Below are 26,787 nucleotides of genomic sequence, written 5' to 3'. Positions count from 1 at the left end.
CCCGGGCGTCCGGTCACGGCGCGGGGTCGCGCGCCGGGGTTACGGCGCGCGTGGCGGCGCACGGGACGGGTCCGGGTCTCCGGTGAATGGGGCACCCGGGCCCTTCGGGGCCGGGTGTGCCGGAGGACTCCCGCTGCGTGCGGGTACGGCGGCGGGCCGGTCGGCGACCGGTCGCGTGCCAGGGTGTGTACGTCCTCCGGAATGCCTGCCGCGTCCTCAGAACGCGGCGAGCACCCCGGGCGGCCCGCGCCGGTCCCGCGCGCGAGCGCACCGCAGGCCCAGCGGCAGCCGGTCGCTCAGACCCCGGTGGGGGCGCAGGCGGCGGCGCGGGGCCGGCAACGGCGCTGTGAGGAGGGGGTGAAGGGGAGCGAGCAGCCGGCCCGCGACCGCGCGCAGGACCTGGAAAGCGGCGCGTTCGCCACGGGCCAGCCACACGCCGCAGACGAGGGCGGCGAGGACATGCGCGGCGAGCATCCCCGTCGAGGACATTCCGGCCATGTCGTGGCCCATGTGGCCCACCGAGCCCAGGTGGCCCGTGGCGGAGGCGTGATCCATGCCGGCCATGTGTTCCATGCCGGTCATCGCGCCGCTCGCGGCCGAGTGGTCCATGCCCGCCATGTGGTCCATGCCCGTCATGGTGTCCGTCGGCGCCGCACCCGCTCCGGCGTCGTACGAGCCCGTACCCCCGACGGTTCCGAGGGCGGACTGCGCGGCGGTGAAGGCGTTGTGCAGCACGCCCTGGGTCGCGACGGCGAGGCCCGTGACGAGCCAGGGTCCTCGCTCGCGGGCGGCGAACCACCAGCCGGGAACCGCGAGCGCGAGGAAGCCGACGGCGAGCACCCAGAAGGGGATCGGTGCCTCGGACATGAGAACGTGCCCGGTCGCGGCGAGCGTGACGGAGACGACGGCGAACATCGCCGCCCTCACCGAGCGTCCGACCGGTCCCGCTTCCATGGCGCCTCATCCTCCCATCGCGGAGGGCCGGGCGACATGGCAGGGCGTCCGGCTTGCCTTCAATGCCGGAAAAGCGACTGCTGGAGCGGAGTTCCGGCATATGCGGCGGGAACAGGCGGCGGTGCGGGGCATGGTGCTACGGGCGAAGAGGGCGGTCCGTCTCCGTACCCGGCCGGACCACCACCGCCCGGACCCTCAACGGCTTCCCGTGCGCGAAGTGCAGCGTGAAGGAGACCTCTCCGCCGGCCCGCCATTTCCCCTTCGGCCGTACGGTCACGTCGATCCCGTGCGGAGCCATCGTGAGCCCGTCCTCGGCCGGGACGGTGGCGGAGTCCACCGGCTGCCGGTAGGCGGAGCCGAAGGACGTCATGCGGTGTCGGCTCAGCGCGGGAGGCGCGGCCGTGTCGCGCGAGGCGACCTTCACGAGCCGGTCGGCGGAGCCGCCGTCGTTGGTGAGGACGAAGAAGGCGGCGGTCTCCGGCGTCGAGCCGAGCGGCTGGTAGACGTACGCATTCGCGACGGCCACGTGCGGCGGGCTCCCGGCACGTCCGCTCGCCGCCCAGGTGCCGAGACCGCAGAGGGCGAGGGCGCAGGCGAGGACGGGAACGCCGACGGCGGCGAGCGGGGCGCGCAGGCGCGCGGAGGGAACGGGCATCAGAACGCCGCCCTCGGGGAGGGGCGCCGGCGCCGCGCCACGGTGGCGGAGGGCTGCCAGCGGCGCAGGCGGAGGCTGCCGAGGACGACGAGGACCGAGCTGAGGGACATCGCGGCGGCGGCGAGCATCGGGTCGAGCAGACCCACCATGGCGAGCGGGACGGTGACGACGTTGTAGCCGAAGGCCCACAGCAGGTTGCCACGGATGGTGGCGAGGGTGCGGCGGGCGAGGCGTACGGCGTCGGCGAGGGCTTCGATGTCGTCGCGGACGAGGGTGACGTCGGCGGCACCGATGGCGACATCGGTGCCGGTGCCCATCGCGATGCCGAGGTCCGCCCCGGCGAGTGCCGCCGCGTCATTGACGCCGTCCCCCACGACCGCGACCCGCTTCCCCTCCGCGCGCAGCGCACGGACGAGCTCCGCTTTGCGCTCGGGGGTGCAGCGGGAGTACGTCTCGTCGATGCCCAGCGCGGCGGCGACGGCCCGGGCGGGCTCTTCCCGGTCCCCGGTGGCGAGGACGGGGTGCACACCGAGGCGGCGGAGCCGGTCCACGGCGTGATAGCTGCCGGGGCGTACGACATCGCCGAGCCCGAGAACGGCCTCGGGCCGCCCGTCGACACGTACCAGGACGGGGGTGTGGGCGGCTTCCAGGGCGGTGGCGAGGGCCGCGCCCAGCTCCTCGGGCAGTTCGCCCTCGGGGGCGCCGACCTCGACGAGCCACCCGTCCACGTGTCCGCGCACGCCGTTGCCGGGCGTCGCGGTGAAACCGCTGAGTGCGTCGGGCCGTACCGCGCCCTCGGCGAGGGAGCGCTCGGCGTGGCGGACGAGGGCCCGGCCGAGCGGGTGCTCGGAGCCGGTCTCGACGGTCGCCGCGAGCCGCAGCACCTCCTGTGCGCCGGGGCCTTCCGCACGCGCGGTGAGGGCGGTGACGGTGAGGTGCCCGGAGGTGAGGGTGCCGGTCTTGTCGAGGACGACGGTGTCGATCCGCCGAAGGGTTTCGAGGGCTTGCGGTCCCTTGACGAGGACGCCGAGCTGGGCGCCTCTGCCGGTGGCCGCCATGAGGGCGGTGGGGGTCGCGAGCCCGAGCGCGCAGGGGCAGGCGACGACGAGGACGGCGACGCACGCCGTGAAGGCGGGCTGCGGGTCCGCGCCCGCGCCGAGCCAGAAGCCGAGCACGGTGACCGCGAGGGTGAGAACGACCGGTACGAACACCCCGGCCACGGTGTCGGCGAGCCGCTGGGCGCGGGCCTTCCCGGCCTGGGCCTCGGTGACGAGGGCCGTGATGCGGGAGAGCCGGGTGTCGGCGCCGACGGCCGTCGCGCGTACGAGCAGGAGCCCGCCCGCGTTGACCGAGCCGCCCGTGACGGCGGAGCCGGCCGCGACCTCCACGGGCCGCGTCTCGCCGGTCACGAGGGACAGATCCACGGCGGACGCGCCCTCCACGACCTCGCCGTCCGTCGCGACACGCTCCCCGGGACGTACGAGGAAGACCTGGCCCACCGCGAGGCGCGCGGCCGGGACGGTGCGCTCCACGGCTCCGTTCTGCACCGTCACCTCCTTCACGCCGAGCTCGGCGAGCGCACGCAGGGCGGCCGAGGTGCCGCGCCGGGCGCGGACCTCCAGGTGGCGGCCGAGGAGGACGAAGAGCGGTACGCCGACGGCCGCTTCGAGATAGACGTGCGCCGTCCCGTCCGACGCGGTGGGCAGCAGCGTGAAGGGCATCCGCATGCCGGGGGCGCCGGCACCGCCGAGGAAGAGCGCGTACGAGGACCAGCCGAAGGAGGCGAGCACGCCGAGCGAGACGAGCGTGTCCATCGTCGCCGCGCCGTGCCGCAGCCCGCGCCAGGCCCGCTGGTGGAAGGGCCACGCGCTCCAGAGGGCGACGGGCGCGGCGAGCACGAAGCACAGCCACTGCCAGTTGCGGAACTGGAGCGAGGGCACCATCGACAGGACGAGGACGGGGACGGCGAGCAGCGCGGTGACCAGCAGCCGCTGCGGGACACCCGGACCGGTCGCCTCGTCGTCCCGGTCCTCCTCGGACGCGGGCGGCTCGGGGAGACGGGCGGTGTACCCGCCCTTCTCGACGGCGGCGACGAGCGCGTCCGTACCGAGATCCGCCGGGTGCTCGACGCGGGCCGTCCCGGTCGCGAGATTGACGGTGGCGCGCACGCCCTCCAGGGCGCCGAGCTTCTTCTCGACCCTGCGCACGCAGGCCGCGCACGTCATGCCGCCGACGACCAGATCGGTCGTGGCGAGCGTGCGCGGAGCGGTCTCCCGGCCCATCAGTGGCCCATCCCGCTCATGCCGCCCATGTCGTGCGAGCCCGGGTCGTCATCCTGGTGCGAGACCCCGCGCATGTCGGGGGCGACGGGCCCGGCGAGGTGCCCCACCCCGTACGAGACGGCGAAGAGCGTGACGAGCAGAAGCAGGAAGCCCCCGAGCGGCGCGTACGGCACGGGGGTGGAACGCCATCCGGCGGACGGCGTCACAGAGTGGTCCATGAGGGAGGCTCCGGCGAGAGTGCGGGTCGTACGGTCCAGAGGTCGGCCGGACCGGGCCGCGAGTTCCTCCGCAGTCGGGTGACGTGCGTCACATAACGGACACCTGTCACGCGTGTCCCAGGAGCATCACGGTCCGGGACGCGCGTCCGGCGCCCGGGGTCGCACGAGCCGCAGCCCGTGCGCCGATCCCCGCGGATCACACCATCACGACGAACATCACCGCCATGCCCAGAGCCATCAGCCCGTGACAGCCCAGGTCCCATGCGGTGCGCACCGCGTCGTCCGAGGCCGCGCCGCTCGTCGTGCGGGGCGCGAGGCGGCCCCTGTCGAAACCCTTCGCGAGCCACCACAGCGCGAGCGCCAGCAGAACGAGGGCGAGCAGTCCCGCGCTCCAGCGGTCGCCGGTGCCGCTGAGCGTCATCGTCGCGGTCGCGCCCGGGGCCGACATGTCCATCCCGGGCATGTCGTGCGCGTGGCCCCCGCCTGTCGCGCCCGTGGACATGCCCGAGGACATCGCGGCGACCATCCACGCCATCGCTCCGGTCATCGCGGCGTGGGGCAGTGCGTTCACGAGGGTGCGCGCCCGGGGTTCGGGTCCGCCCGGCGGAGCGAGGGCGATCAGCACGAACCAGATTGCGGCGGCGGAGAAGAAGACCACCTGCGGCGTGCCGGGCAGGTCCATGCCCCAGGGCCAGGACATCGCGAGCATGGCGAGGGCCATGACCGCGTGCAGAGCGTGGGCGAGCCGCTCGGTCCACGAGTGGGAGCGGGCTGCGAGGGCGCGCCACAGGCCGTAGGCGGCGAGCGCGCAGAAGAGCAGCGTCAGAATCCAGCGCAGCCCGGTGGCGGCGATCAACGGGCCGTCTCCTTCGGTGTCTCGGCGCGCGCTTCCGCGCGCTCGCACGCGCGTCGGCGTGCCTGCGCGACCGCCAGGTCCCCGAGCAGGAAGCAGACCAGGGGCAGCCCGAACAGCGGCAGGTGGTAAGCGAGGACGGCCGCCACGACGACGAGCGGCGCCATGACCCCGCCCGGCACCCGGCGCCAGGCTCCCCGCGCCGGTGCGCGGCCGAGCCGCGTCCCACTCGCCCGGGTGGGCCTGCGCAGCCACCACATGCGGTAGCCCCAGAAGAGCATCCCGATGAGCGCGACGGCGATGAGCGCGAGGACGATCTGGTTGGCGAGACCGAAGAGCAGGCCCATGTGGGCGTCGATGCCCCAGCGGGTGAGCTTGGCGAGGACGGGGAAGTCGTCGAAGAGCAGCTTGTCCGTGACCTTGCCGGTGGCCGGGTCGATCGCGATCGAGTCCTGCTGCTCCGGCCAGTGCCGCGTGTTCTCGCGGACGACGTACGCGCTCCTGGTGTCCGCGGGCGGGCTGATGACCAGCTTGCCGCGCAGCCCCTCGGAGCGTGCGATGCGGACGGCTTCGTCGAGATCGACCTTCGCGGCGGTGGCATCCGCGGAGGCGCCACCCGAGTCCGCCCCCGTCGAGCCGCCGTGCGTGCCGTGACCGAGGTCCGAGGAGACGGAGGGCGTCGCCCCGCCCAGCGAGTCCTGGATCTTGCCGATGTTCGCGCCCGCGTGTGCCGACCAGGTCAGCCCGGTTGCCGAGAGGCCGAGGAAGCCGATCGACACCCACAGCCCGACCGCCCCGTGCCAGGACAGCGTGCGCCCGCGCCCCTTCGGGCCCCGGCGCGGCACGAACAGCTTGCGCAGCCGCTCCCGGCTGCGCGGCGCTCCGAGCCACAGCGCCAGCCCGCCGAGCACCTCTACCCACAGCCAGCTCGCGGCGATCTCGCTGTAGTTGCGGCCGAAGTCGCCGAGGTTCAGGGTGCGGTGCAGCCCGTCGAACCAGGACCGTACGGGCAGCCACTCGCCGAAGGTGCGCAGCGTGCCGAGCACCTTGGCGTCGTACGGATCGACGAACGCGGTCTGTGTGCAGCCCTCGGGCAATCCCTTGACGTCGAAGGTGACCCGGGTCGTGTCGCTGTCCCCCGCACCCCTGGTGACGGAGACGAGCCGCCCGCCGGGTATCGCCTCGCGGGCGGCGTCCACCTGAGCGGTGAGCGGCTTCTGCTCGCCGTGCGGGGTGACCTTCAACTCGTGGCGGTAGGCGACGGACTCGATCTGCGGGGTGGCCGTGTAGAGCAGTCCGGTGACGGCCGCGACGAGCAGGAACGGGCCGATGAGGATGCCCGCGTAGAAGTGCAGGCGGAGCAGGAGGGGGCGCAACCCGCTCCAGGTGCCGCCGCCGTTGCTCGGCGCGGACGTGGTGAATTCCTCGACCGGGGAGGTCTCCTCGGCCGAGCGTTGCCGGGGCGGTGGTGACGCGGCAGGCGTGGTCTCGGTCATCGATTCTTCCTCGTGCGTGGACCGGTGGGGACGGTGACGTACAGAAGTCGGTGCGAAAGGTGCGCGAGTTCCCGCGCGCAGGTGTGACGCAGGCCGCAGATCGGTGAGCGGTGCTGCCGCGCGTCCGGACCGACCTGTGACCGGGGGTAGTCCGCACCCCGGGCGCCGTCCCAGGTCCGGTCGCGCCGGGCGTACGGCCTTCCCCGCGCCCACCGCGCCGGCAATCGCCTGCGTCACGTACATCACACCCCGACCGCCGGGAACTTCCCCGCCTCTGCCCCCGACTCCTGCAACAGCGCCTTGACGCGCCCACTTGATCACCGAGGAGAACCCCATGCCGACATGTAGGCCGGCAGCCATCGCTCTCGCCGCCCTGCTGTGCCTCGCCGCGGCCGGCTGTTCCGAATCGGACTCCGGCTCCGGCGCGGACGGCAAGAAGACGGGTGCCGACCAGAAGACGTCCCCCGCCGCGCGGGGCGATTACCCCGTCACTCTCAAGAACTGCGGGCTGAACCAGAAGTTCGACAAGGCCCCCAGCCGGGTCGTCGTGATGAACGGGGCCTCGGTCGCCGAGGTGTCCACGCTGCTCGCCCTCGGCCAGGGGGACCGGATCGTCTCCAACCAGCAGTCCTACGGCATGTCCGAAGTCCCCGGGCGCGCCGAAGAGATGAAGAAGCTGCCCACGGGCGGGGTGAAACCGAACGACGCCTTCGACATCCCGCGCGAGGCCATGATCGGTCTGCGTCCCGACTTCGTGCTCTCCACCACGTCCTACGGTTTCGACGCCGAGAACGGCTTCGCCACCCGCGAACAGCTCGAGGAGGTCGGGGCGCGCACCTACGTCTCGCCCGAGGGCTGCGGCCAGGACAACCTGAACATGACGATCGACGACAGCTACGCACTGCTGCGGGACATGGGCAAGGTCTTCGGCGTCGAGGACAGGGCCGAGAAGCTCGTCGCCACCGAACGGCGGAACATCGCCGACGTGGCGGAGAGGATCGGCGAAGCGAAGAAGCCGAAGGTCATGGTCATCTTCTCCAACATGACCATGGGCGGCAACGACTTCAGTTCCGTCGCCGCCCACGGCATCTACAACGACATCCTTGCCAGGGCCGGCGGCAGCAACGCTTTCGCGAGCGCGTCGAGGACCTCCTTCGCCGACCTCAGCAAGGAGAAGGTCGCCGCCACCGACGTGGACGCCCTCGTGGTCGTCAGCTACAACGACCCGGACCCGACGGCATACGCGAAGAAGCTGCTCAAGGAGTTCCCCCAGTGGCCCGCAGCCAAGAAGAACAAGTTCGTGGTGCTGTCCGACTCCATGTACCTCGGCCCCAGCAACGACGTGGCGGTCGAGAAGATCGCCAGGATGCTGCATCCCGACGTCTTCTGAGCCGTCTCCCGTTGTGGGCCTGCGTCCTCGTGCTCACCGCCGCGCTGCTGGTCTCGATGGTCCTCGCCGTCGGCATCGGCACGGTCGGCGTGCCGGTCGGTGACGTGTGGACGGTCCTCGTCCACCACGTCACCGGCCGGGGGCCCGTGGACGACGTCGCCCTCGACCAGATCGTCTGGCAGTTCCGCACCCCGCGTGTCGTCCTCGCGGCGGTCGTGGGGGCGGGACTCGCCGTCTCCGGCGCTGTCCTGCAGACCCTTGTCTCCAACCCGCTCGCCGATCCCACGGTCCTCGGTTTCTCGCACGGAGCTTCGCTGGGCGCGGTCCTCGTGATCACGCTCGGCGGGGCGGGCCTCGGCGGACTCGGCGTCTCCGGGGCGGCGTTCGTGGGGGCACTCCTGGCGGGGATGCTGGTCTTCGCGCTCGGACAACGCAGGGGACGGCTCGCGCCCACGCGGCTCGTGCTCGCCGGGGTCGCGGTCGGCTACGTGCTGCTGTCGGCGACGAGCTTCGTGCAACTGCGGGCCACACCGACCGAGCTGCGCGGCGTCATGTTCTGGATGCTGGGCAGCGTCTCCGGCGCCCGCTGGAGTCAACTGCCCACCGTCACGGCCGTGGTGGCACTCGGGGTGGCGTTGCTCTCCTTCTTCGGGCGGCGTCTGAACGCGCTGCTCGCGGGGGACGAGTCGGCGACGTCGCTCGGCGTGGACGTGCACCGCACCCGTGCGGTGCTGCTCGTGGTGAGCGCACTCCTGACCGGGACCGTCATCGCCGTCGCGGGCGGCATCGGCTTCGTCGGCCTGATGATCCCGCACCTGATACGGCTCGCCCTCGGTGCCGACCATCGCAGGCTGCTCCCGCTGAGCGCACTCCTCGGGGCCGTCTACCTCGTACTGGTCGACCTGCTCTCCCGTACCCTCAACCGGCCCAACGAGCTCCCGTTGGGCATCCTCACCGCACTGCTCGGCGCACCGTTCTTCCTCTGGCTGCTGCGCCGCAACAAGGGGCTCGACGCCGCATGAGACTCACCGTGGACGGCCTCCACGTCACCCTCGACGACACCCCGGTCCTGCACGACATCGGACTGGACGTGTCACCAGGCCAGATCGTCGGCCTCGTCGGCCCCAACGGGAGCGGCAAGTCCACCCTGCTGCGTGCCGTCTACCGTTCGCTGCGGCCCGTCGCGGGGGTCGTCGAGGTGAGCGGGCGGGATGTGTGGCGGCTCTCCTCGCGGGCCGCCGCCCGGCACACCGCCGCCGTCCTCCAGGACGGCGCGGGCGCGGGCGGCCTCACCGTCGTCGAGACAGTGGCGCTCGGCCGCACCCCACACCACGGGGTGCTGGGGCGCGACGGCGAGAGCGACCGGCGCGCGGTCGTCGGGGCGATGGAGAGCTGCGGCATCGCGCCGCTCGCCGACCGCGACCTCTCCTCGCTCTCCGGCGGCGAGCGCCAGCGCGTCCTGCTCGCCCGAGCCCTCGCCCAGGCCCCGGAACTCCTCGTCCTGGACGAACTGACCAACCACCTCGACATCCGGGCCCGGTTCGAACTTCTCGGCCTGATCCGGAACACCGGCGTCACGACCCTTGCCGTGCTGCACGACCTCGATCTGGCCGCCCGGCTCTGCAACGGCCTCGTCGTCCTGCACGACGGCCGTGTCGTCGCCGCGGGCCCGGTCCTCGACGTCCTCACTCCGGACCTCTTTCACGAGGTCTTCGGTGTCCGCGCACGCGCCGAACGACACCCCGACGGCGTCATCCGGGTCACGTACGAGGCGGACCCGCTCGCGGCGACTCGATCCCGGGCGACGCCCAAGGACACGATGGCGCAAGCTGACGGTGAGTGGGCGCGTGAGCAGCAGAAAGAGTCAGGCGATGCAGCGGTGGTGTGCGACGACCATCACTGAGGACGATCCACTGGTGCTCGTTGCGGACGGCGCGACCCCGGCCCTGCGCTCATACCGGCCGGCTGCCCGACGGCGGCCGGCCCGAGAAGCTGTCGGATTCATCTGATGCGGCGTGCACCGCAGGCCGTGATCGCCGTTTGGCCGAACCGGCGATCGTCGCGACCGTTGAGTTCGCACTGGACTGCGCTTGGTGGTGGAGCCGGGCGGGCGAGTTCTCACCTGTCCCGCAATACGCGGAATCAATGTGTCCTTCGACCGTCTTTGTGATCCCGAGGTGCCAAGATGCCGTCCTCCCTGTCCGGGGCCAAATCCGATCCAGCGGCTGACGCATCCGGAGCGAGTATCAGAGCTTTTCTCGATGTGCGGGAAGCGGTCGACCACCTCGGGATGTCCCCTCACACCCTGTTCGTCCGGCCGCACCGTCGCCAGGGGCCGCCACGTTTCCGGAGGGGAGTCCGCGGCCGGGTCGTGCACAGGCCGGTGTTGCTCGACGCCCGGGTGCGCATGCAGGAGCAATCGGATTCCCGCTCCAACTCGGAATCGAGCCCTCTATCGAGCCCCATCGAAGCAGGTGCGCAACGGCGCGCGCATTCTGCGACCAAGGGCTGTGCGGCCCTGACTTCGGTCCGTGGAACTCCAGAGATGTGAGCCGTATAGCCTGAGAAAATGCTTACCGAAGTCACAGCGACCCGCTATGTCACGCCCTTGCGGGAGGGCGGATCGTTGCCAGGAATCGTCGAGGCCGACGACCTCGGCACCTACGTCATGAAATTCACCGGCGCCGGACAGGGGCGCAAGACCCTGGTCGCGGAGGTCATCTGCGGACAGCTCGGCCGTCGGCTCGGCCTGCGCGTCCCCGATCTCGTGCAGATCCAGCTCGACCCGGTCATCGGGCTCGCCGAGCCCGACCAGGAGGTGCAGGAACTCCTGAAGGCCAGTGGCGGGCTCAACCTGGGGATGGACTTCCTGCCGGGATCCATCGGCTTCGACTCGCTCGCCTACCAGGTGGACTCCCGGGAAGCCGGACGGGTCGTCTGGTTCGACGCCCTGATCAACAACGTCGACCGTTCCTGGCGCAATCCGAACATGTTGATCTGGCACGGCGATCTGTGGCTCATCGATCACGGCGCCACCATGATCTGGCATCACAACTGGCCCGGAGCCCAGACCTCCGCCGCCAAGCCGTACAACGCCTCGGACCACGCGCTCGCCCCCTTCGCGCCCGATGTCGCGGCAGCCGCCGCCGAGCTCGCTCCGCTGGTCACGGAGGAACTGCTCACCGAGGTCACGGCCGACGTCCCCGACGAGTGGCTGGTGGACGAGCCCGGCTTCGATTCCACGGACGAGCTGCGCCGCGCCTATGTGGAGGCACTGCTGCCGCGTGCCGCGACCATCCATGAGCGGATCACGATGGAGGCCCCCACCGAACCCAAGCCCTCCCAGGCCCCCGGTTGGCTCACCGAGCACCTCACCCCGTGGCCGCATCCCACCAAGAAGAGCGACAAGGACGGCCAGCGGTGAGTGAGCGCGATGTCTTCGAGTACGCGCTGCTGCGCGTGGTGCCGCGGGTGCAGCGCGGCGAGTTCTTCAACGCGGGCGTGGTCGTCTACTGCCGCGCGCGGGGTTTCGTCGGCGCCCGTACCCATCTCGACGAGGCCAAGCTGAAGGCCCTGGACCCGAACGCCGACGTGGTCGGTGTACAGGCCGCCCTGCACGCGGTGGAGGGAGTCTGCCGCGGCGGTACGGACGCGGGCCAGGCGGCCGGTGACGACGCGGGCCGCCGCTTCCGCTGGCTGATCGCGCCGCGCTCCACCGTCATCCAGCCGAGCCCCGTGCACAGCGGCCTCACGAACGACCCGGAAGCCGAGGTCACGCGGCTGCTCGATCTGCTCGTCCGCTGATCCTCCAGCCCCGCGGCGCCGCACCCGACCACCGAGGCGGCGGCGCCTGCGGGTGTGACATGCGCCCCCGTGGCCGTGGGCCGTTGACACCGGGTGTCAGGGCTTCTAGCGTCTCGTCTGCTGAAGGTACTAAGCGGTTGCTCAGATATCGGGAAGATCCCGCGCACACGAGGATTCCGTGCCGGGGATGCCCCGACGTCCGCTGAGCGGCGATCCAAGGGCGAGGAGAACCAAGCATGTCCACCACCGAGCAGCGCGTCGCCATCGTGACCGGGGCGGCGCGGGGCATTGGCGCCGCCACTGCGGTACGCCTGGCGGCCGAGGGCCGCGCCGTCGCCGTACTCGACCTCGACGAGGCGGCCTGCAAGGACACGGTCGAGAAGATCACCGCCGCCGGGGGCACCGCCCTCGCCGTCGGCTGCGATGTGTCGGACAGCGCCCAGGTGGAAGCCGCGGTCGCGCGGGTCGCCGCCGAGCTCGGGGCCCCGACGATCCTCGTCAACAACGCGGGCGTGCTCCGTGACAACCTGCTCTTCAAGATGAGCGAGTCCGACTGGGACACCGTCATGAACGTGCACCTCAAGGGTGCGTTCCTGATGGCCAAGGCCGTCCAGAAGCACATGGTGGACGCCGGGTTCGGCCGTATCGTCTCGCTCTCCTCCTCCTCGGCGCTCGGCAACCGCGGTCAGGCCAACTACTCCGCCGTCAAGGCGGGTCTGCAGGGCTTCACGAAGACCCTCGCCAAGGAGCTGGGCAAGTTCGGCATCACGGCCAACGCCGTCGCTCCCGGCTTCGTCGTCACCGAGATGACCGCGCAGACCGCGGCCCGCATCGGAATGGGCTTCGAGGAGTTCCAGGCCGCTGCCGCCACGCAGATCGCGGTGCAGCGCGTCGGCCGTCCCGAGGACATCGCCAACGCCATCGCCTTCTTCACGGGCGACGCGGCGGGCTTCGTCTCCGGCCAGGTGATGTACGTCGCCGGCGGACCGCTCAACTGATCCGAAGGGAGGCGGACGTCATGACTGTGCAGGACAGTGGGAAGGTCGCGCTCATCACGGGCGCGAGCCGGGGCATCGGCTACGGCGTCGCCGAGGCGCTCGTGGCCCGCGGCGACCGGGTGTGCATCACCGGACGCGGCGAGGAGGCACTCAAGGAGGCCGTCGAGCGGCTCGGCTCCGACCGGGTCATCGGTGTGGCGGGCAAGGCGCACGACGAGGCGCACCAGGCGGCGGCCGTCGAGCGCACCATGGAGGCGTTCGGCCGGGTCGACTTCCTTGTCAACAACGCGGGGACGAATCCGGTCTTCGGCCCGATCGCGGACCTCGATCTCAATGTCGCGCGCAAGGTGTTCGAGACCAATGTGATCTCGGCGCTCGGATTCGCCCAGCGGACCTGGAAGGCCTGGCAGAAGGAGAACGGCGGGGCGATCGTCAACATCGCCTCGATCGCCGGGATCTCCGCCTCGCCGTTCGTCGGCGCGTACGGCATGAGCAAGGCCGCCATGGTCAATCTGACCCTCCAGCTGGCGCACGAGTTCGCGCCGGTCGTGCGGGTCAACGCGATCGCTCCCGCGGTGGTGAAGACGAAATTCGCCCGGGCGCTGTACGAGGGCCGTGAGGCGGAGGCTGCCGCCGCCTATCCGCTCGGCCGGCTGGGCGCTCCCGAGGACATCGGAGGCGCCGCCGCGTTTCTCACGTCGAGCCAGTCCGAATGGATCACCGGACAGACCCTGGTCGTCGACGGCGGGATCTTCCTGAATGCCGGCGTGAGCTGAGCGCGGCCTGAGCGGTTTTGGCCCTGATTGACTCAAGTGCCCTGTCGGGCCTACGGATTGACCCGACGGGGCACTGCGGTAAGGTCTGCCGACCTATGGCTGATCGAGGAGCGTTCACGTGTTCTACCGGGCCAGTGTGCAGGCCACTGCAGTCCTTGCTGCCCTTTCTCTGCTGGCAGGCTGCGGACTTCTCTCCGACGGCGGCTCGAAAGAGGAGGAGAAGATAGTCGTCGGTACGACCAGTGAGCCCTCGAGCCTCGATCCGGCGGCGGCGTGGGACAACTCCTGGGAGCTGATGCGGAATGTCTTCCAAACCCTGGTGAGTTTTCCCTCGGGCAGCAACAGTCCCGAGCCCGATGCCGCGGAATCGTGCACGTTCACCGATACCAGCAGCACGGCCTACCGGTGCAAACTCCGCGAGGGCCTGAAATTCTCCAATGGCGACAAACTCGACGCCGAGGCCGTGAAGTACTCCATCGACCGGATCAGGGACATCAACGTCAAGGGCGGACCCGTCGGCATGCTCGGCTCGCTCGACCGGGTCGAGACCAGGGGGGACGACGTCGTCGTCTTCCATCTGACCAAGCCGGACGCCACATTCCCCTTCATCCTCGCCACCCCCGCGATGTCGCTCGTGGCACCGAGCGACTATTCGAAGCACAGGATCCGCAGCGATGGAAGGGTCACCGGTTCCGGCCCCTACCTGCTTGATTCGTACAAGCCGGGGAATCGGGCCGATCTGGTGAAGAACCCGGACTACAAGGGCTTCGCCAACCGTAAGAACGACGCCGTGACCATCCGCTACTTCAAGGAATCGGCGCCCGTGGTCGCGGCACTGAAGAAGAACGAGATCGACGCGATCTACCGAGGCCTCACCGCCGAGGAGGTCGTCAATCTCGAGGACAACAAGGACCCGGACAGCAAACTGCAGATCGTGGAGACGGTCGGCGCGGACATCCGATTCCTGGTCTTCAACCCCGAGGACCCGGCCGCCGGGAACGTGGCCGTACGGCGGGCCATCGCCCAGCTCGTCGACCGTGACGCCCTGGTGGCCAAGGTCTACCAGGGTACCGCCGAGCCGCTGTACTCCATGGTCCCCAAGGGCATCGCCGGTCACACCACCAGCTTCTTCGACGCCTACGGCGAACCGGACAAGGTCAAGGCGAAGCAGATCCTCGCCAAGGCCGGTATCACCAGGCCCGTCACGATGACGTTCTGGTTCACGACCGACCGATACGGTTCCTCCACGGCGCCCGAGTTCGACGAGCTCAAGCGTCAGCTGGAGGCCTCCGGACTGTTCCGGATCACGCTGCGGAGCAAGCCCTGGAAGGAGTTCCAGGAAGGCTTCACCAAGGGGCAGTACCCCGTCTTCGGCCGCGGCTGGTTCCCGGACTTCCCGGACCCGGACAACTTCATCGCCCCCTTCGTGGGCAAGGACAGCATCACCGGGATGCCGTACGTGAAGAACGAGATCACCCAGCAGTTGCTGCCGCAGACCCGCAAGGAGAGCGACCGGGGAGCGGTCAGCAAGCAGTTCGAACGCGCCCAGCAGATCCTGGTCGACGACGTACGGCTGCTGCCGCTGTGGCAGGGCAAGCTGTACGTCGCCTCCGGCGAGGACATCGGCGGCGGGGAGCGCGCGCTGGACCCGCAGACGGTGATGCAGATGTGGGAGCTGTACCGCAAGGCCAGCTGGTAGGCAGGCAACAGGGCTCGCGGCGTCTGTTGTCAGTGGCCCCCGGTAGGTTCTCGGGTGAAGAACGTATTACTTACCGGAGGTTGTTGACGTGACCGACACCGACCTGCTGCCCGAGTCGTGGCGCGGCGTCCTCGGCGAAGAGCTGCAGAAGCCCTACTTCAAGGAGCTCACCGAGTTCGTCGAGGAGGAGCGGGCCAAGGGGCCGGTCTATCCGCCGCGCGACCAGGTGTTCGCCGCCCTGGAGGCCACGCCCTACGACAAGGTGAAGGTCCTCGTCCTCGGTCAGGACCCGTACCACGGCGAGGGGCAGGGGCACGGCCTGTGCTTCTCGGTACGGCCGGGTGTGAAGACGCCGCCCTCCCTGCGGAACATCTACAAGGAGATGAAGGAGGAGCTCGGCCTGCCCGTCCCGGACAACGGCTATCTGATGCCGTGGGCGGAGCAGGGCGTGCTCCTGCTCAACGCCGTGCTGACGGTGCGCGCGGGCGAGGCCAACTCGCACAAGGGCAAGGGCTGGGAGAAGTTCACCGACGCGGTGATCCGCGCGGTCGCCTCGCGGCCCGATCCGGCGGTCTTCGTGCTCTGGGGCAATTACGCCCAGAAGAAGCTCCCGCTGATCGACGAGGAACGGCATGTGGTGGTGAAGGGCGCGCACCCGTCGCCGCTCTCCGCCAAGAAGTTCTTCGGCTCCCGCCCGTTCACGCAGATCAACGAGGCGGTTGCGGCGCAGGGGCACCAGGCCATCGACTGGCGCATCCCCGATCTGGGCTGACGCCGGGGTTCCCGCTCCGTCGACAGCGGGCGCCCGGAGGACAGACCCGGGCGCCCGCCCGAGCCTCAGCGGGATTGACCGCGGCTGCGGCTAGCGTCGATCAGGAACGGGTGGACAGGAACAGGGAGGCCGCGGTGACGGAGCAGCGGGAGGCGTCGAAGGACGCCGTCATGACCAGGATCGGCCAGGCGATCATGCTGCTGCACGGCGGTGACCGGGAGGAGGCCCGCAATCGCTTCGGCGGCCTCTGGTCGGAGATCGGCGAGGACGGTGATGCCCTGCACCGCTGTACCCTCGCGCACTACATGGCCGACACCCAGGACGATCCCGGGGATGAACTGGCTTGGGACCTGAGGGCGTTGACCGCGGCTGACAGTCTCACCGACGAGAGTGCGGCGCAGCATGCCGACGCGTCCGCGTTGCGGGCGTTCTATCCCTCGCTCCATCTCAATCTCGCCGCGGACTATGTGAAGCTCCAGCGTCCCGAGGCGGCCCGGATCCATCTGGACAGGGCGCGCGCCGCCTCCGATGTGCTCGCGGACGACGGGGCGGACGACGGATACGGGGGAGGGGTCCGCGCGGCGATCACGCGGCTGGAGCTGAGGCTGCGGGAGCTGTGAGGGGTGGCCCGTCCCTGGCGGACGGGCCACCCGCCCGGCTCTCTCCTGCCGGGCTCAGTGACCGTAGGTGTTCTCACAGATGCGGGACTGCGGGCTGCCTGCGGGCCAGTGCCCGTACCCCCGCCCCAGCGCGCAGACGTCCGTCCCGGAGACGGGGGCCGGCAGGGCCGGGGCGGGCACGGCCACGGCGGGCGGTGCGTGGCGCGGCCGGGGCCGCGCCGTTCCTGGGTGGTTGCGTTGTCGCGGCGCGTGGGGCGCGGCACGCCGGGTGTCCGGCGGTGTGCCGGTGGTCGGGGTGGACGCGGAGACGGGCGCCTGGGGGACCGGTACGGCTTCCAGTCTGTCGTGGGCGGGTGGCGGCATGATCTGCGGCGCCAGGTCCTGGCCGGGCCTGCTGGTCCCGGGCCGGGCCGGAACGTCCGCCTGCGGGGCCACGGACACACAGCCGGACAGCGTGGTGACGGCCACGCCGACCAGGAGCTTCACGGTGATTCTGGTTCGTTGCACCTGAGCAACTCTGCTGTGCGGAGCCGGTGCGGAGTGAGCCGGGAAGCGCTGATTGGCCCGCACGAGTGACGCCGGTCAGCGCAATGTCCAATCGGATCCCAGCATTCCGCTCAGCAGTTCGGTGAAGCCGGTGCGCAGTTCTTCCTCGGTCGGCACCGAGCGGTGGAACGATCCCGCGGCGCACGAGAACATCAGCCCCTCGCACCAGGCCACAAGGGACAGGGTGTGCCGCTCGGGCTCGGTCGATCCGGCCGCGGCCATCAGCGCCGACAGCGGCTCGCGGAACTGTCGTCCCGTCGCGTCGAAGAACTCCCGCAGTTCCGGGCGCCGGGTCGCCTCGAGGGCGAGTTCGTAACGGCAGACGAGCAGTTCGGGATGGCGGGTGAGATAGCGGTGCAGGGCCAGCGCGAGACCGTCGATCACCGCTTGCGCATCGGTGCGCGGCCCGTGCGTCGTGTTGCCGTCGGCGCCGTGTTCCGGTCTCCGCGTCGTACCGCCGTCCGGGCCGCGCCCCGTGCCGGTGCGTGGGGTGTCGGCCGGCCCGCCGCCCGGGGCCGGAAGTTCGCCGGGTGCGAGCACCCGGGCCTCACGCTCCGCCAGCCGCCGGACCGTCGCCTCCAGCAGGGACTGCCGGGTGCGCGCGAAATTGGACGTGGAGCCCTGGGGGAGTCCGGCGCGTTCGTCCACCGCTCGGTGGGTCAGCCCGCGCATCCCGCGTTCGGCGAGGAGTGCGAGGGCGGCATCGGTGATGAGGTCGGCCCGGGAGGTGCCGGTGGCGCGTGTGGACATGGGGCCAATCTACCTTTCTAACTACACCTGTAGTACGGTGAAGGCGTCACTACAGGTGTAGTCCCAGGAATCGAGGAGGACCGATGGACCATCCCCATGCCGTCGTGATCGGCAGTGGAATAGGCGGACTCACCGCGGCGGTGGCTCTCCATGCGTGTGGTTGGCGGGTCACTGTTCTGGAACGCGCCGCCTCCCTGGAACCCGTCGGTGCCGGTATCGCCCTCGCCCCCAACTCACAGCGCGCCCTGGACGTCATCGGTCTCGGCGACGAGATCAGGTCACTCGCCGCCTGGCAGGGCGAGGGCGGCATGCGCACCCCGAGCGGCCGCTGGCTCTCCCGTACGAACAGCGCAGCCGCGGCCGCGCGGTTCGGTGGCCCGCTCGTCCTGCTGCACCGGGCCGCCCTCGTCGACCGCCTGGTGGCCCGGCTGCCCGACTCCGCCGTCCGTACCGACGCCGCCGCAGAACTGCTGGACCCGGGCGTCGCGGACGGGGCGCGGGCCGTGGTCACAACGGCGTCCGGGGACATCGAGGCCGACCTCGTGGTCGGCGCCGACGGCATCAGGTCCGGCGTGCGCGAGGCCCTCTTCCCGGCCCACCCCGGACCCTCGTACGCCGGGTTCACCACCTGGCGCATCGTCGTCCCCGCGCCCGAGCGGCCCTTCGCCCCCCACGAGACCTGGGGGCGTGGTGCCCTCTGGGGCACCCAGCCGCTCAAGGACGGCCGGATCTATGCCTACGGGGCCGCTGTGGCCCCCGCCGGAGCCCGTGCCGCCGACGACGAGAAGGCGGAGCTGATGCGGCGGTTCGGCAGCTGGCACGACCCGATCCCCTCGATCATCGCCGCCGCCGAGCCCGGCCAGGTGCTCCGCAACGACGTGCACCAACTGATCGACCCCCTGCCGTCCTTCCACCGCGGGCGCGTCGTCCTCCTCGGCGACTCCGCGCATGCCATGGCACCCAGCCTGGGACAGGGTGGCAACCAGGCCGTCGAGGACGCGATCGTGCTCGCCCACCATGTGACGCCCGAGGGGGATCTCGGCGCGGGTCTGGCGGCGTACACCGCCGACCGGCTGCCCCGTACATCCGCCGTCGTCCGCAAGGCCGCTCAGGCCGCCCGGCTCATGTGTCTGAGGAGCGGTCCGGCCGTGGTGCTGCGCGACACGCTGATGTCCGTCGCCTCGCGGCTCGGGCCCACGCTGGTCCTGCGGACCTTCGACGGCATCGCGGACTGGCGGCCGCCGCAGCACACGTATGCTGCCCGGACGAAGGAGGCGCACAGGTCACCGCGGTAGACATCGGTCCGAAGGGCTCCACGGGGCACCCTCGTCCGACGGCACCGCACGGGCCCGCGCCGGACAGTGAGAGGGAGACCCCTGTGAAGGTCGGCTGCATCGGACTCGGCGACATCGCGAAGAAGGCGTATCTGCCGGTTCTGACCACTCGGCCCGGGGTCGAACTGCATCTGCAGACCCGTACCCCCGCCACCCTGGCCGAGGTCGCCGAGTCCCACCGGATCCCGTCCGGGCAGTGCCACACCGATCTGGAATCGCTGCTCGACCAGGGGCTGGACGCCGCCTTCGTCCACGCGCCGACGGCCGTGCACCCGGAGATCGTGGCCCGGCTGCTGGACGCGGGCGTCGCCACGTACGTGGACAAGCCGCTGGCCTACGAACTCGCCGATTCCGAAAGGCTGGTGAGTCTCGCCGAGGAGCGCGGGGTGAGCCTGGCCGTCGGTTTCAACCGCAGGGTCGCGCCCGGTTACGCGCAGTGTGCCGAGCATCCGCGCGAGCTGATCCTCATGCAGAAGAACCGGGTGGGCCTGCCCGAGGACCCCCGCACGATGGTGCTCGACGACTTCATCCACGTCGTCGACACCCTGCGCTTCCTGGTTCCGGGGCCGGTCGAGCACACCGCTGTGCAGGCCAGGATCCGCGACGGGCTGATGCACCATGTCGTGCTGCAGCTGTCCGGCGACGGATTCACCGCCATCGGGATGATGAACCGGCTCAGCGGCTCGACCGAGGAGCGGCTGGAGGTCTCGGGGCAGGACTCCAAGCGAGAGGTCGTCAACCTCGCCGAGGTGATCGACCACAAGGGGCAGCCCAGCGTGCGGCGGCGCGGCGACTGGGTGTCCGTGGCCCGGCAGCGCGGCATCGAGCAGAGCGTGCTGTCCTTCCTGGAGGCCGTGCGGGCCGGAAAGGTGCTCAGCGCCGAGGACGCCCTGCGCACCCACGAGCTGTGCGAGCGCATCCTGCGCGACCTGGATGTCGCCTGAGTCCGGAGGAACCACCGCCCGAGGGCTGCCCCGATGACGTGCGAGGTACGGGTGACCCGGGCCCCACGATCTCCAGCCCCGTACGCTGCGGCGGCTCTGCGAGCTCGTCGCTCCCGACCGTCATGGGAACTCGTCCTGCCCGAGGCGGCTCTGCGAGCGTGCGCGTCCCGGGGCCACCGGCCCCCGGGATGCGTCGGGCCCCACCCCGATGCAGGCTGGGGTGATGGACCACCGGCCCGTGGAGGTGACCTCGTGAGGCCCCACGACGAGCCAACGGGCTGGGGAGCGCTCCAGCCGCCGCCCGGCTACTACTCGGCCGACGGGCGGCCGCCCGACGCGATGCAGCGCGCGCTGATCCTCGACTGGGCGGTCAATCAGCGGATCGCGAGCGGCTGGCGCGTGGAGTCCCGTTCCGAGACCCAGGTCGTCATGGTCCGTGGCCGGCCGCTGAACCATGTGCTGCACGCCGTCCTCATGGTCTTCACCTGCTTTCTCTGGGGCGGCGTGTGGCTGGTGCTGGCCGTGACGAACAGGGTCGAGCGCGTCGCGCTCACCGTCGACGCCCAGGGCCACATCGTCTCCGTGCACGGCCCGGGATAGTGCGGGGGGCGGTCCCCGAGCGTGAGGCGTCCACCGGACCCGAGGACCGCACCGGAGCCGCCGCGGTCCTCGCCCCGGCCGGTCCGTCCCGGTCGCGCCTGCGCAACCACCGCACCCCCTCGAAGGCGCAGAACACGGCCAGCACCGCCACCGCGCCCTGCACGGGCCAGTCGCCCAGCCGCACATAGAGCGTCGTACCGGACGCCAGCGGTACGTCGTACACGACGGCACCGCTCGTGTCCGTACCGAGCGGCTCACCCACCCGGGCGCCCTGCGGGCCGTACACCGCGCTGATACCGGTGAGCGTGGCATGCACCATCGGGCGGCCGTTCTCGGCTGCGCGCAACGCTCCGAGCGAGGCGTGCTGTGCGGGGGCCCAGCTGTGCTGGAACGTCGACGTCGACGACTGGTCGATCAGCACCTGAGCGCCGTCCAGGGTCAGCCGCCGGCTCATGTCGGGGAACGCGGACTCGAAGCAGATCAGCGGCCCGATGCGCAGTCCCTTCCCGTCGAGCGCCGAAGGCAGCCGCATCGTCACCGGGTGGGTGCCCCGCAGCCGGTCCTCACCCGCGGCCTTGCCCAGGGACGTGGCCCACCCGAGCACCGACCGGGCCGGGACGTACTCACCGAACGGCACCAGCCGCATCTTGTCGTACCGTTCCCCGGTCAGCCCGTCCGGACCCACCAGCACCGCGGACTTGAAAATCCCCCTCCGCCCGGATCCGCCGGTCTGCCGGGCGTCCATGTTGACCAGCACATCCGCGCCCAGCCGACGCGAGAGGGCCGCGATCCGGGCAGTGATGTCCGGGTGCCGCGAGAGGTCCATGCCGACACTGCTCTCGCCCCACACCACCAGATCGAGGTCGCGTCCCACCAGGGAGCCGGTCAGCCGCTCACCGACCGCCAACCGCCGCTCGACGCTCCGCGGACCCGCGATCTCCCCCGGCTGCACGACGGCGATCCTGGCCACGCCCGACTGCTCGGGCCGAGGCGCCCACTGCGCCATCGCCCCCACCGCCACAGCGGACACCGCGAGGCCGAGGACGGCGACCGTACGGGCGGCGGCGTTCACGAACAGCAGGGCGACCGCGGTGTTCACCGCCACGAGCAGAAGGCTCACCAGCCACACTCCGCCGACGGAAGCCACCCGCAGTGCCGGAGCCACCTCCCACTGGCTGGCACCGAGAAGCCCCCAGGGGCCGCCGAGACCCTGCCAGGAACGGACCAGTTCGATCATCAGCCAGCCGCATGGCACCACGACGACCGCGGCCGCCGCGTTCGCGGCGGACACCGTCCCGCGCAGCATCCGCAGGACCAGCAGTCCCCAGGGCGCCCACAGCAGACCGAGCAGCGCCGCCAGAACCACGAGGAAGACATGGAGGCTCGGCAACAGCCATTGGTGCACGGCGAGCAGGTAGCCCGTGCCGCCGAGCCAGCCGTCGAGCGCCGCCCTGCGTCCCGTACCGGCGGAGCGGATCAGCAGCAGCCACGGCACCAGTCCCACCGGGGCGAGCCACCAGAGGGACGGCGCGGGGAACGCGAGCGCGGGCAGCGCACCGGCGAGCAGCGCGAGACAGCCTCGCCACCGGCCGGACCGCAGTATCCGCTCCCACTGCTCGCGCCGACCGGCCGGAATTCGCATGCCGCGCCTCCTCGTCCCGCCTGATCAGCAGTCTCCCCCCTGGCTCCCCGTTCCGCAGTTCTTCCCCCGGGCCGGGGAGCGGAAGCCCCGATGGACCGGATCAGCCCGGCAGGAGCGGGTCCGTGGTGCCGCGCCACCTCTCGTGGACGGTGACGGTATGGATCCGCCAGCCGCTCCCCGTGCGCTCCAGCGTGAAGGTGTACCGCCCGCCGGAAACGAAGTTCAGCGCGCCCGCCCGCGCCCCGGAGCCGCTCCCGTCCCCTCCCGCGCTCTCCAGCCGCATCGGGTTGACGTAGTCGGCCCGCACCTCGGCGCGGTCGCTCGGACAGCCGTCCGGGTCCAGGAGGGCGACCAGACGGTTGACGATCAGGTGCTGGCGGACGGGAAAGAGCCGCATGGTCTCCGCGAGCCACCGGGCGACCTGGGCCGCGGACCCTTCGATACCGCCCGCACCGAGGTAGTCGGCACGGCCGTCCTCGGTGAACAGGGCGCGGTAGTCCGTCCATGCGCCGTCGTCCACCGCCCTCGCATAGCCGGTGATCACTGCATCGATGGACAAACGGTCCATCACGGTCGCGAGATCCACGCGCTGCGTCATCGGGTCAGTGTCTGCCCGCCGGCGCGCGAGGCCAAGGGGCGTGCACGCACGGCGGGCCGGGCGATGCCGTCAGCAGGGCACCACCGCCACCGGGCCGAGCGCGTGCGTGAGCGTGGTCTGCGCGACCGGGGAGAGCCCGAGCCCGAGGGACTCACCGCCCTTGCGCCGCCCGATCACGGTCAGTGCCGCCGTGGCCGAGGCGGTGACCAGGGTGCGTGAGGCGGAGCCGCCGACGGGTTCCCTGACGACCTCTACCTGCGGGTACCGCTCCCGCCGGCCCGCGGTGACTTCGGCGAGACTCCGTTCGGCCGCACCCGCCGCCGCGTCCCGGTCGAAGACGGGTCCGCCCGACAGCATCGAGGAGAACATCGTCCAGCCGTGCACGATCCGCAGTCGCGCACCGGGCCGGGAGGCGGCCGCCGAGAAGGCGAAATCCAGCACCGCTCCACTGCTCTCGTCGGCGGCGACGCCCGCGACGATGTCGGGGAATGCGTCCTTCGATTCCTCGTCGCGCTCGTCGGACGGTCCGCCGTGGACGACGACGACGGGGCATCTGGCCATCGAGGCGACCGCCAGGCTGTTGGAGCCGAGCATCAGCGACCGGAAACCTCCCAGGCCGCGCGAGCCGACGACGATCAGCGAGGCCTCATTGCTGAGCGAGGTCAACGACGCCGCGGGAAAGTCCAGCGGCGCGAGCGTCCTCGGGTGCAGATCGGGAGCGATCCCGGCCACCCTTCGCACGGACCGGGTGAGCAACTCCTCCGCCTCGCGCTGCTGCGCCTCCGGGACGGCGCGGCGGGTCGGCGTGCGGGCATGGACGATCACCAGCGGGAGCCTCCGGCGGACGGCTTCGTGGGCGGCCCAGTCGAGCGCGTCACGGCTGTGCGACGAGCCGTCCACGGCTGCGATCACGGGGAGCTCGGTGGCGGTCATGATTCCCTCCAGGTTCCGGTGGTACATGTCCCACACTGGTACGCGCGCACATGGCGCGGCAGGGACTTTCGGCCCCATCTGCCCGAGGATCCGGCCGGATGCCGCCACTGGTGTACGGCCGCCGCATGCCACGCAAGGTACGGCCGGCCTGCGTCCGGCGTCGGCCTCCGGTACTCCGCTCGGCGTACTGGGACCGCCTCCGCCGCCACGGCCGGGCGGCGGTTGTCGTCAAGGCGCCGGTGCGGGCGGTCGTCGCCCACCGACGGGTGGGGGTGCTCCCACCCGTCGGTGGCGTACCGGCCGCTCCTTGACCTTTCCTCCCGGCAGGCCCCAGCGTGTGCCTGTCGGAAGCACCCGGACGGTCGGCCGCCCGGGTGCCGGGAACGGAAGCGGGAGTGGTCCGGATGGAATCGTGCTGCGTCGTCCTCGACATAGGCGGAGTGCTGGAGACGACTCCCGCCACGGGGTGGGAGGGGACGTGGGAGCGGCGACTCGGTCTCCCGCCCGGTGCCGTGCACGAGCGGCTGGGTGATGTCTGGGAAGCGGGGAGTGTCGGGACGGTCGACGAGTCGGGGGTTCGGGCACGGGTCGCGGCGGACCTCGGCCTGGACGCGGCGCAGACGGAGGCGTTCATGGCCGACCTGTGGGACGAGTACCTCGGCAGCCCCAACGAGGAGCTGATCGACTACGTACGGTCCCTCGCCTCCCGCTGCAGGCTCGGCATCCTGAGCAACAGCTTCGTCGGCGCCCGGGAACGCGAGGAGAAGCGGTACGGCTTCGGCGCCCTGGTCCACGACATCGTCTACTCGCACGAGATCGGCATTCTCAAGCCCGCGGCGGCCGCGTTCGAAGTGACGTGCGCGCGGCTCGGGGTGAGGCCCGCGGACTGCTTCTTCGTCGACGACGTCGTGGTCAACGTCACCGCGGCGCGTGCGGCCGGCATGCGGGGGCTCCTCTTCGAGTCCAACGCGGAGACGATCGGCGCCATCGAGAGGCACCTGACGTCGGCGCGACCGGACTGATCCCGCACCCCGGCCGCGCCCTCCCGGCGTTCCTCTGCGTCGATCGTGCGGCGCCGCGCCGGTCGGTCGTGCGGCGCCGCGGGGATCCTTCAGCGGCGCGGGCGCGAGGCGCGAGGCCTCTCGGCGGCTCCGGATCGGACACGCGACCGAGCGTCAAAAGGCCCCGCCGACTCGGCCTACGAGCCCCGCCGGTCGGGGTTCACCCCGTCCTCCCCGTCGTGTGGGCGGCGTCCAGTGCCGGGGCGATCACGGCGAAGGCGCGGTCGATCAGTTCGATCGGGTCCTCGGTGCCGTCACTGCCGCTCCACCGCCGCAGCACGGCGTCGAAGGCGGCCAGCGCCATTCCGGCGGCCAGTTGCGGGTACAGATCGGTGTCGGGGACCGGCCCCGGACGGTGAGTCAGCTCCGCCGTCAGGTCAGAGCGCCACTGTGTCTGGCGCTCCATGAAGCGTGCGAGCAGGGCGGGGGTGCGCAGAATCAGTTGAACCACGCGCAGGGCCCTGTCGGAATGATCGGCGCAGGCGGCGATGGGGACCGAGACGGCGTGCCGCAGCGCCACGGAGGGCCGCTCCTCGACGGGGCGAGCCGCCAGCTCGGCCCGGATGCCGGTGCCCATGTCGGCCAGGAACTGGACGACCACGTCCTCCTTGGACGCGAAGTACCGGAAGAACGTCCGCTTGGACACGCCGGCGGCGGTCACGATCTCGTCGACGGTGACCGCGTCGAACCCCTTCAGCGCCAGCAGTTGCAGCGCCGCTTCGGTCAACTCGTTCGAGACGAGCTGACGTTTGCGCTGGGCCATGGTCACTTCAGGACGGGAACTCACCGCATCATCGTATCGCCATGCCCTGCATGACACCAAGGGGCGTCTTGACACTCGATGCCACCAAAGGCAATCTGTGCCGCATGAAACAGCAGCAGAGCTGGACTGCCGAGCAGATCCCGGACCAGACCGATCGGGTGTTCGTCGTCACCGGAGCCAACAGCGGGCTCGGCCTGGCGACCACCCGGGCGCTCGTCCGCAGGGGCGGGCGCGTGATCCTCGCGGTACGTGACGAGGAGAGGGGGCGCCGGGCGGTCGCGGAGATCACGGCCGAGCAACCGGGCGCCGACCTCGAGGTCCGCCGCCTCGACCTGGCCGACCTGGACTCGGTCCGGACCTTCGCGGAGCAATTGCGCGCCGACCGTCCGAGGCTGGACGTCCTCGTCAACAACGCCGGTGTGATGGCACCGCCCCGGTCGACGAGCGCGCAGGGCCACGAGCTGCAGTTCGCCTGCAATCATCTCGGTCACTTCGCGCTCACCGGGTTGCTGCTCGATCTGCTGGCCGCCGGGCGCGACCCGCGCGTGGTCACGGTGAGTTCGATCAATCACCGCCAGGGACGCATCCACTTCGACGACCTCGCCGGTGAGCGCCGGTACAGACCCATGGCCTTCTACAACCAGTCGAAGCTCGCGAACGCCGTGTTCGGCAGGGAACTGCACCGGCGGCTGACCGCGGTCGCCAGCCCGGTGCGCAGTGTCCTCGCACATCCCGGCTACACCGCCACCAACCTGCAGATGGGTGCCGTCGCCCTGTGGCGCGTGGTGTTCGGCCGCGTGGGCGGGCCGCTCCTCGCCCAGACCCCGGCGCAGGGCGCGCTGCCGCAGTTGTACGCGGCGACCGATCCGAACGCGGAGAGTGGCGACTTCATCGGGCCGGACGGTCCGGCCGAGCTGCGCGGCGCGCCGACGCGGGTGCGGCTGTCCTCCGCGGCGGCCGACGCCGGGACGGCCCGTCGTCTGTGGGAGGTGTCGGAAGAAATGACCGACGTGCGGTTCGAGTTCCCGACTCCGGTCTGACTCGATCTTCGACCCGCACGGCGAGGTCGTGGGGTGGTCGACTTCTCGGTCCGCCGCTT

At 71.2% G+C, this 26,787-nt stretch carries 27 protein-coding genes; 15 read left to right on the top strand and 12 right to left on the bottom strand.

The window, feature by feature from the left end; genetic code table 11:
* Positions 1-216: 216 nt before the first annotated feature.
* From ACIRP2_RS29815 to ACIRP2_RS29790, 6 genes are all read right to left on the bottom strand, one after another.
* Positions 217-954: a hypothetical protein gene (locus ACIRP2_RS29815; RefSeq protein ID WP_404255611.1), complete on the bottom strand. Its 738-nt coding sequence runs from the start codon at positions 952-954 to the stop codon at positions 217-219.
* 136 nt (positions 955-1,090) lie between these two features.
* Entirely contained in the window at positions 1,091-1,609 is a 519-nt protein-coding gene (locus ACIRP2_RS29810) for a copper chaperone PCu(A)C (RefSeq protein WP_404255609.1), read from the bottom strand.
* A complete protein-coding gene (locus ACIRP2_RS29805; RefSeq protein WP_404255607.1) occupies positions 1,609-3,891 on the bottom strand; it encodes a heavy metal translocating P-type ATPase in 2,283 nt (760 codons plus the stop codon). The genes ACIRP2_RS29810 and ACIRP2_RS29805 overlap by 1 nt, the downstream gene beginning before the upstream one ends.
* Entirely contained in the window at positions 3,891-4,109 is a 219-nt protein-coding gene (locus tag ACIRP2_RS29800) for a hypothetical protein (RefSeq protein ID WP_404255605.1), read from the bottom strand. Before ACIRP2_RS29800 ends, ACIRP2_RS29805 begins: the two co-directional genes overlap by 1 nt.
* Before the next feature lie 196 nt (positions 4,110-4,305).
* Positions 4,306-4,965 (bottom strand): DUF5134 domain-containing protein, encoded by a 660-nt coding sequence (locus tag ACIRP2_RS29795; protein WP_404255603.1) that lies wholly within the window; start codon positions 4,963-4,965, stop codon positions 4,306-4,308.
* Entirely contained in the window at positions 4,962-6,458 is a 1,497-nt protein-coding gene (locus ACIRP2_RS29790) for a PepSY-associated TM helix domain-containing protein (RefSeq protein WP_404255601.1), read from the bottom strand. Before ACIRP2_RS29790 ends, ACIRP2_RS29795 begins: the two co-directional genes overlap by 4 nt.
* Before the next feature lie 334 nt (positions 6,459-6,792).
* Here ACIRP2_RS29790 and ACIRP2_RS29785 point away from each other — a divergent pair, with 334 nt between their 5' ends.
* The 10 genes from ACIRP2_RS29785 (at position 6,793) to ACIRP2_RS29740 (ending at position 16,517) form a co-directional block, all read left to right on the top strand.
* Complete coding sequence (locus ACIRP2_RS29785; RefSeq protein WP_404255599.1) at positions 6,793-7,848, top strand: ABC transporter substrate-binding protein; 1,056 nt, start codon at positions 6,793-6,795, stop codon at positions 7,846-7,848.
* Between the two features lie 56 nt (positions 7,849-7,904).
* Entirely contained in the window at positions 7,905-8,870 is a 966-nt protein-coding gene (locus tag ACIRP2_RS29780; RefSeq protein WP_404255709.1) for a FecCD family ABC transporter permease, read from the top strand.
* The gene (locus tag ACIRP2_RS29775; protein WP_404255597.1) at positions 8,867-9,751 is read left to right on the top strand and encodes an ABC transporter ATP-binding protein; all 885 of its coding nucleotides are present in this window, start codon (positions 8,867-8,869) and stop codon (positions 9,749-9,751) included. The genes ACIRP2_RS29780 and ACIRP2_RS29775 overlap by 4 nt, the downstream gene beginning before the upstream one ends.
* Positions 9,752-10,417: 666 nt before the next feature.
* Positions 10,418-11,272, top strand: a complete 855-nt coding sequence (locus ACIRP2_RS29770) for a HipA family kinase (protein ID WP_404255595.1) — start codon at positions 10,418-10,420, stop codon at positions 11,270-11,272.
* The gene (locus ACIRP2_RS29765; protein ID WP_404255593.1) at positions 11,269-11,652 is read left to right on the top strand and encodes a DUF3037 domain-containing protein; all 384 of its coding nucleotides are present in this window, start codon (positions 11,269-11,271) and stop codon (positions 11,650-11,652) included. Before ACIRP2_RS29770 ends, ACIRP2_RS29765 begins: the two co-directional genes overlap by 4 nt.
* 236 nt (positions 11,653-11,888) lie before the next feature.
* Positions 11,889-12,650, top strand: coding sequence for a 3-oxoacyl-ACP reductase FabG (gene fabG / locus ACIRP2_RS29760; RefSeq protein WP_404255591.1), 762 nt, complete (start codon positions 11,889-11,891; stop codon positions 12,648-12,650).
* A gap of 20 nt (positions 12,651-12,670) precedes the next feature.
* The gene (locus ACIRP2_RS29755) at positions 12,671-13,426 is read left to right on the top strand and encodes an SDR family oxidoreductase (protein WP_404255589.1); all 756 of its coding nucleotides are present in this window, start codon (positions 12,671-12,673) and stop codon (positions 13,424-13,426) included.
* Positions 13,427-13,544: 118 nt separating this feature from the next.
* Positions 13,545-15,125 carry an ABC transporter substrate-binding protein gene (locus ACIRP2_RS29750; protein ID WP_404255587.1) on the top strand — a complete coding sequence of 527 codons (1,581 nt, stop codon included), beginning with the start codon at positions 13,545-13,547 and terminating at the stop codon, positions 15,123-15,125.
* An 88-nt stretch (positions 15,126-15,213) separates the two neighbouring features.
* Complete coding sequence (locus tag ACIRP2_RS29745) at positions 15,214-15,897, top strand: uracil-DNA glycosylase (RefSeq protein WP_351072868.1); 684 nt, start codon at positions 15,214-15,216, stop codon at positions 15,895-15,897.
* Between the two features lie 134 nt (positions 15,898-16,031).
* Positions 16,032-16,517 carry a hypothetical protein gene (locus ACIRP2_RS29740; RefSeq protein ID WP_404255585.1) on the top strand — a complete coding sequence of 162 codons (486 nt, stop codon included), beginning with the start codon at positions 16,032-16,034 and terminating at the stop codon, positions 16,515-16,517.
* A gap of 54 nt (positions 16,518-16,571) precedes the next feature.
* Here the strand turns inward: ACIRP2_RS29740 and ACIRP2_RS29735 are convergent, their stop codons facing one another.
* Positions 16,572-17,024 (bottom strand): hypothetical protein, encoded by a 453-nt coding sequence (locus ACIRP2_RS29735; protein ID WP_404255583.1) that lies wholly within the window; start codon positions 17,022-17,024, stop codon positions 16,572-16,574.
* A 75-nt stretch (positions 17,025-17,099) separates the two neighbouring features.
* Complete coding sequence (locus tag ACIRP2_RS29730; protein WP_404255581.1) at positions 17,100-17,813, bottom strand: TetR/AcrR family transcriptional regulator; 714 nt, start codon at positions 17,811-17,813, stop codon at positions 17,100-17,102.
* A gap of 83 nt (positions 17,814-17,896) precedes the next feature.
* On the opposite strand from ACIRP2_RS29730, the gene ACIRP2_RS29725 reads away from it, so the two are divergent.
* The 3 genes from ACIRP2_RS29725 to ACIRP2_RS29715 all read left to right on the top strand — a co-directional run bounded on the left by ACIRP2_RS29725 (position 17,897) and on the right by ACIRP2_RS29715 (position 20,691).
* Positions 17,897-19,108: an FAD-dependent monooxygenase gene (locus ACIRP2_RS29725; RefSeq protein WP_404255579.1), complete on the top strand. Its 1,212-nt coding sequence runs from the start codon at positions 17,897-17,899 to the stop codon at positions 19,106-19,108.
* Positions 19,109-19,191: 83 nt separating this feature from the next.
* Complete coding sequence (locus tag ACIRP2_RS29720; protein WP_404255577.1) at positions 19,192-20,091, top strand: Gfo/Idh/MocA family protein; 900 nt, start codon at positions 19,192-19,194, stop codon at positions 20,089-20,091.
* Positions 20,092-20,343: 252 nt separating this feature from the next.
* Entirely contained in the window at positions 20,344-20,691 is a 348-nt protein-coding gene (locus ACIRP2_RS29715; RefSeq protein ID WP_404255575.1) for a hypothetical protein, read from the top strand.
* Here the strand turns inward: ACIRP2_RS29715 and lnt are convergent.
* From lnt to ACIRP2_RS29700, 3 genes are all read right to left on the bottom strand, one after another.
* Positions 20,642-22,333: an apolipoprotein N-acyltransferase gene (lnt, locus tag ACIRP2_RS29710; protein WP_404255573.1), complete on the bottom strand. Its 1,692-nt coding sequence runs from the start codon at positions 22,331-22,333 to the stop codon at positions 20,642-20,644. The two genes, ACIRP2_RS29715 and lnt, sit on opposite strands and share 50 nt — an antisense overlap.
* Before the next feature lie 100 nt (positions 22,334-22,433).
* On the bottom strand, positions 22,434-22,931 hold the full coding sequence (locus ACIRP2_RS29705) for a nuclear transport factor 2 family protein (protein ID WP_404255571.1): 498 nt from the start codon (positions 22,929-22,931) through the stop codon (positions 22,434-22,436).
* A gap of 69 nt (positions 22,932-23,000) precedes the next feature.
* Positions 23,001-23,864, bottom strand: coding sequence for a universal stress protein (locus ACIRP2_RS29700; RefSeq protein ID WP_404255569.1), 864 nt, complete (start codon positions 23,862-23,864; stop codon positions 23,001-23,003).
* Between the two features lie 404 nt (positions 23,865-24,268).
* Between ACIRP2_RS29700 and ACIRP2_RS29695 the strand changes: the two genes are divergently transcribed.
* Positions 24,269-24,886, top strand: a complete 618-nt coding sequence (locus ACIRP2_RS29695) for an HAD family hydrolase (protein ID WP_404255567.1) — start codon at positions 24,269-24,271, stop codon at positions 24,884-24,886.
* A gap of 199 nt (positions 24,887-25,085) precedes the next feature.
* Here ACIRP2_RS29695 and ACIRP2_RS29690 read toward each other — a convergent pair whose 3' ends face one another.
* A complete protein-coding gene (locus ACIRP2_RS29690; RefSeq protein WP_404255707.1) occupies positions 25,086-25,688 on the bottom strand; it encodes a TetR family transcriptional regulator in 603 nt (200 codons plus the stop codon).
* Between the two features lie 104 nt (positions 25,689-25,792).
* On the opposite strand from ACIRP2_RS29690, the gene ACIRP2_RS29685 reads away from it, so the two are divergent.
* Positions 25,793-26,728, top strand: coding sequence for an oxidoreductase (locus ACIRP2_RS29685; protein WP_404255565.1), 936 nt, complete (start codon positions 25,793-25,795; stop codon positions 26,726-26,728).
* The last annotated feature ends 59 nt before the right edge of the window (positions 26,729-26,787 follow it).

Origin of the sequence: Streptomyces sp. NPDC101194 (assembly GCF_044767885.1) — a bacterium.
Classification (GTDB): Bacteria; Actinomycetota; Actinomycetes; order Streptomycetales; family Streptomycetaceae; genus Streptomyces.
Note: the sequence above shows the minus strand (reverse complement) of the source record. Positions and strands in the feature narration are given on the sequence as shown.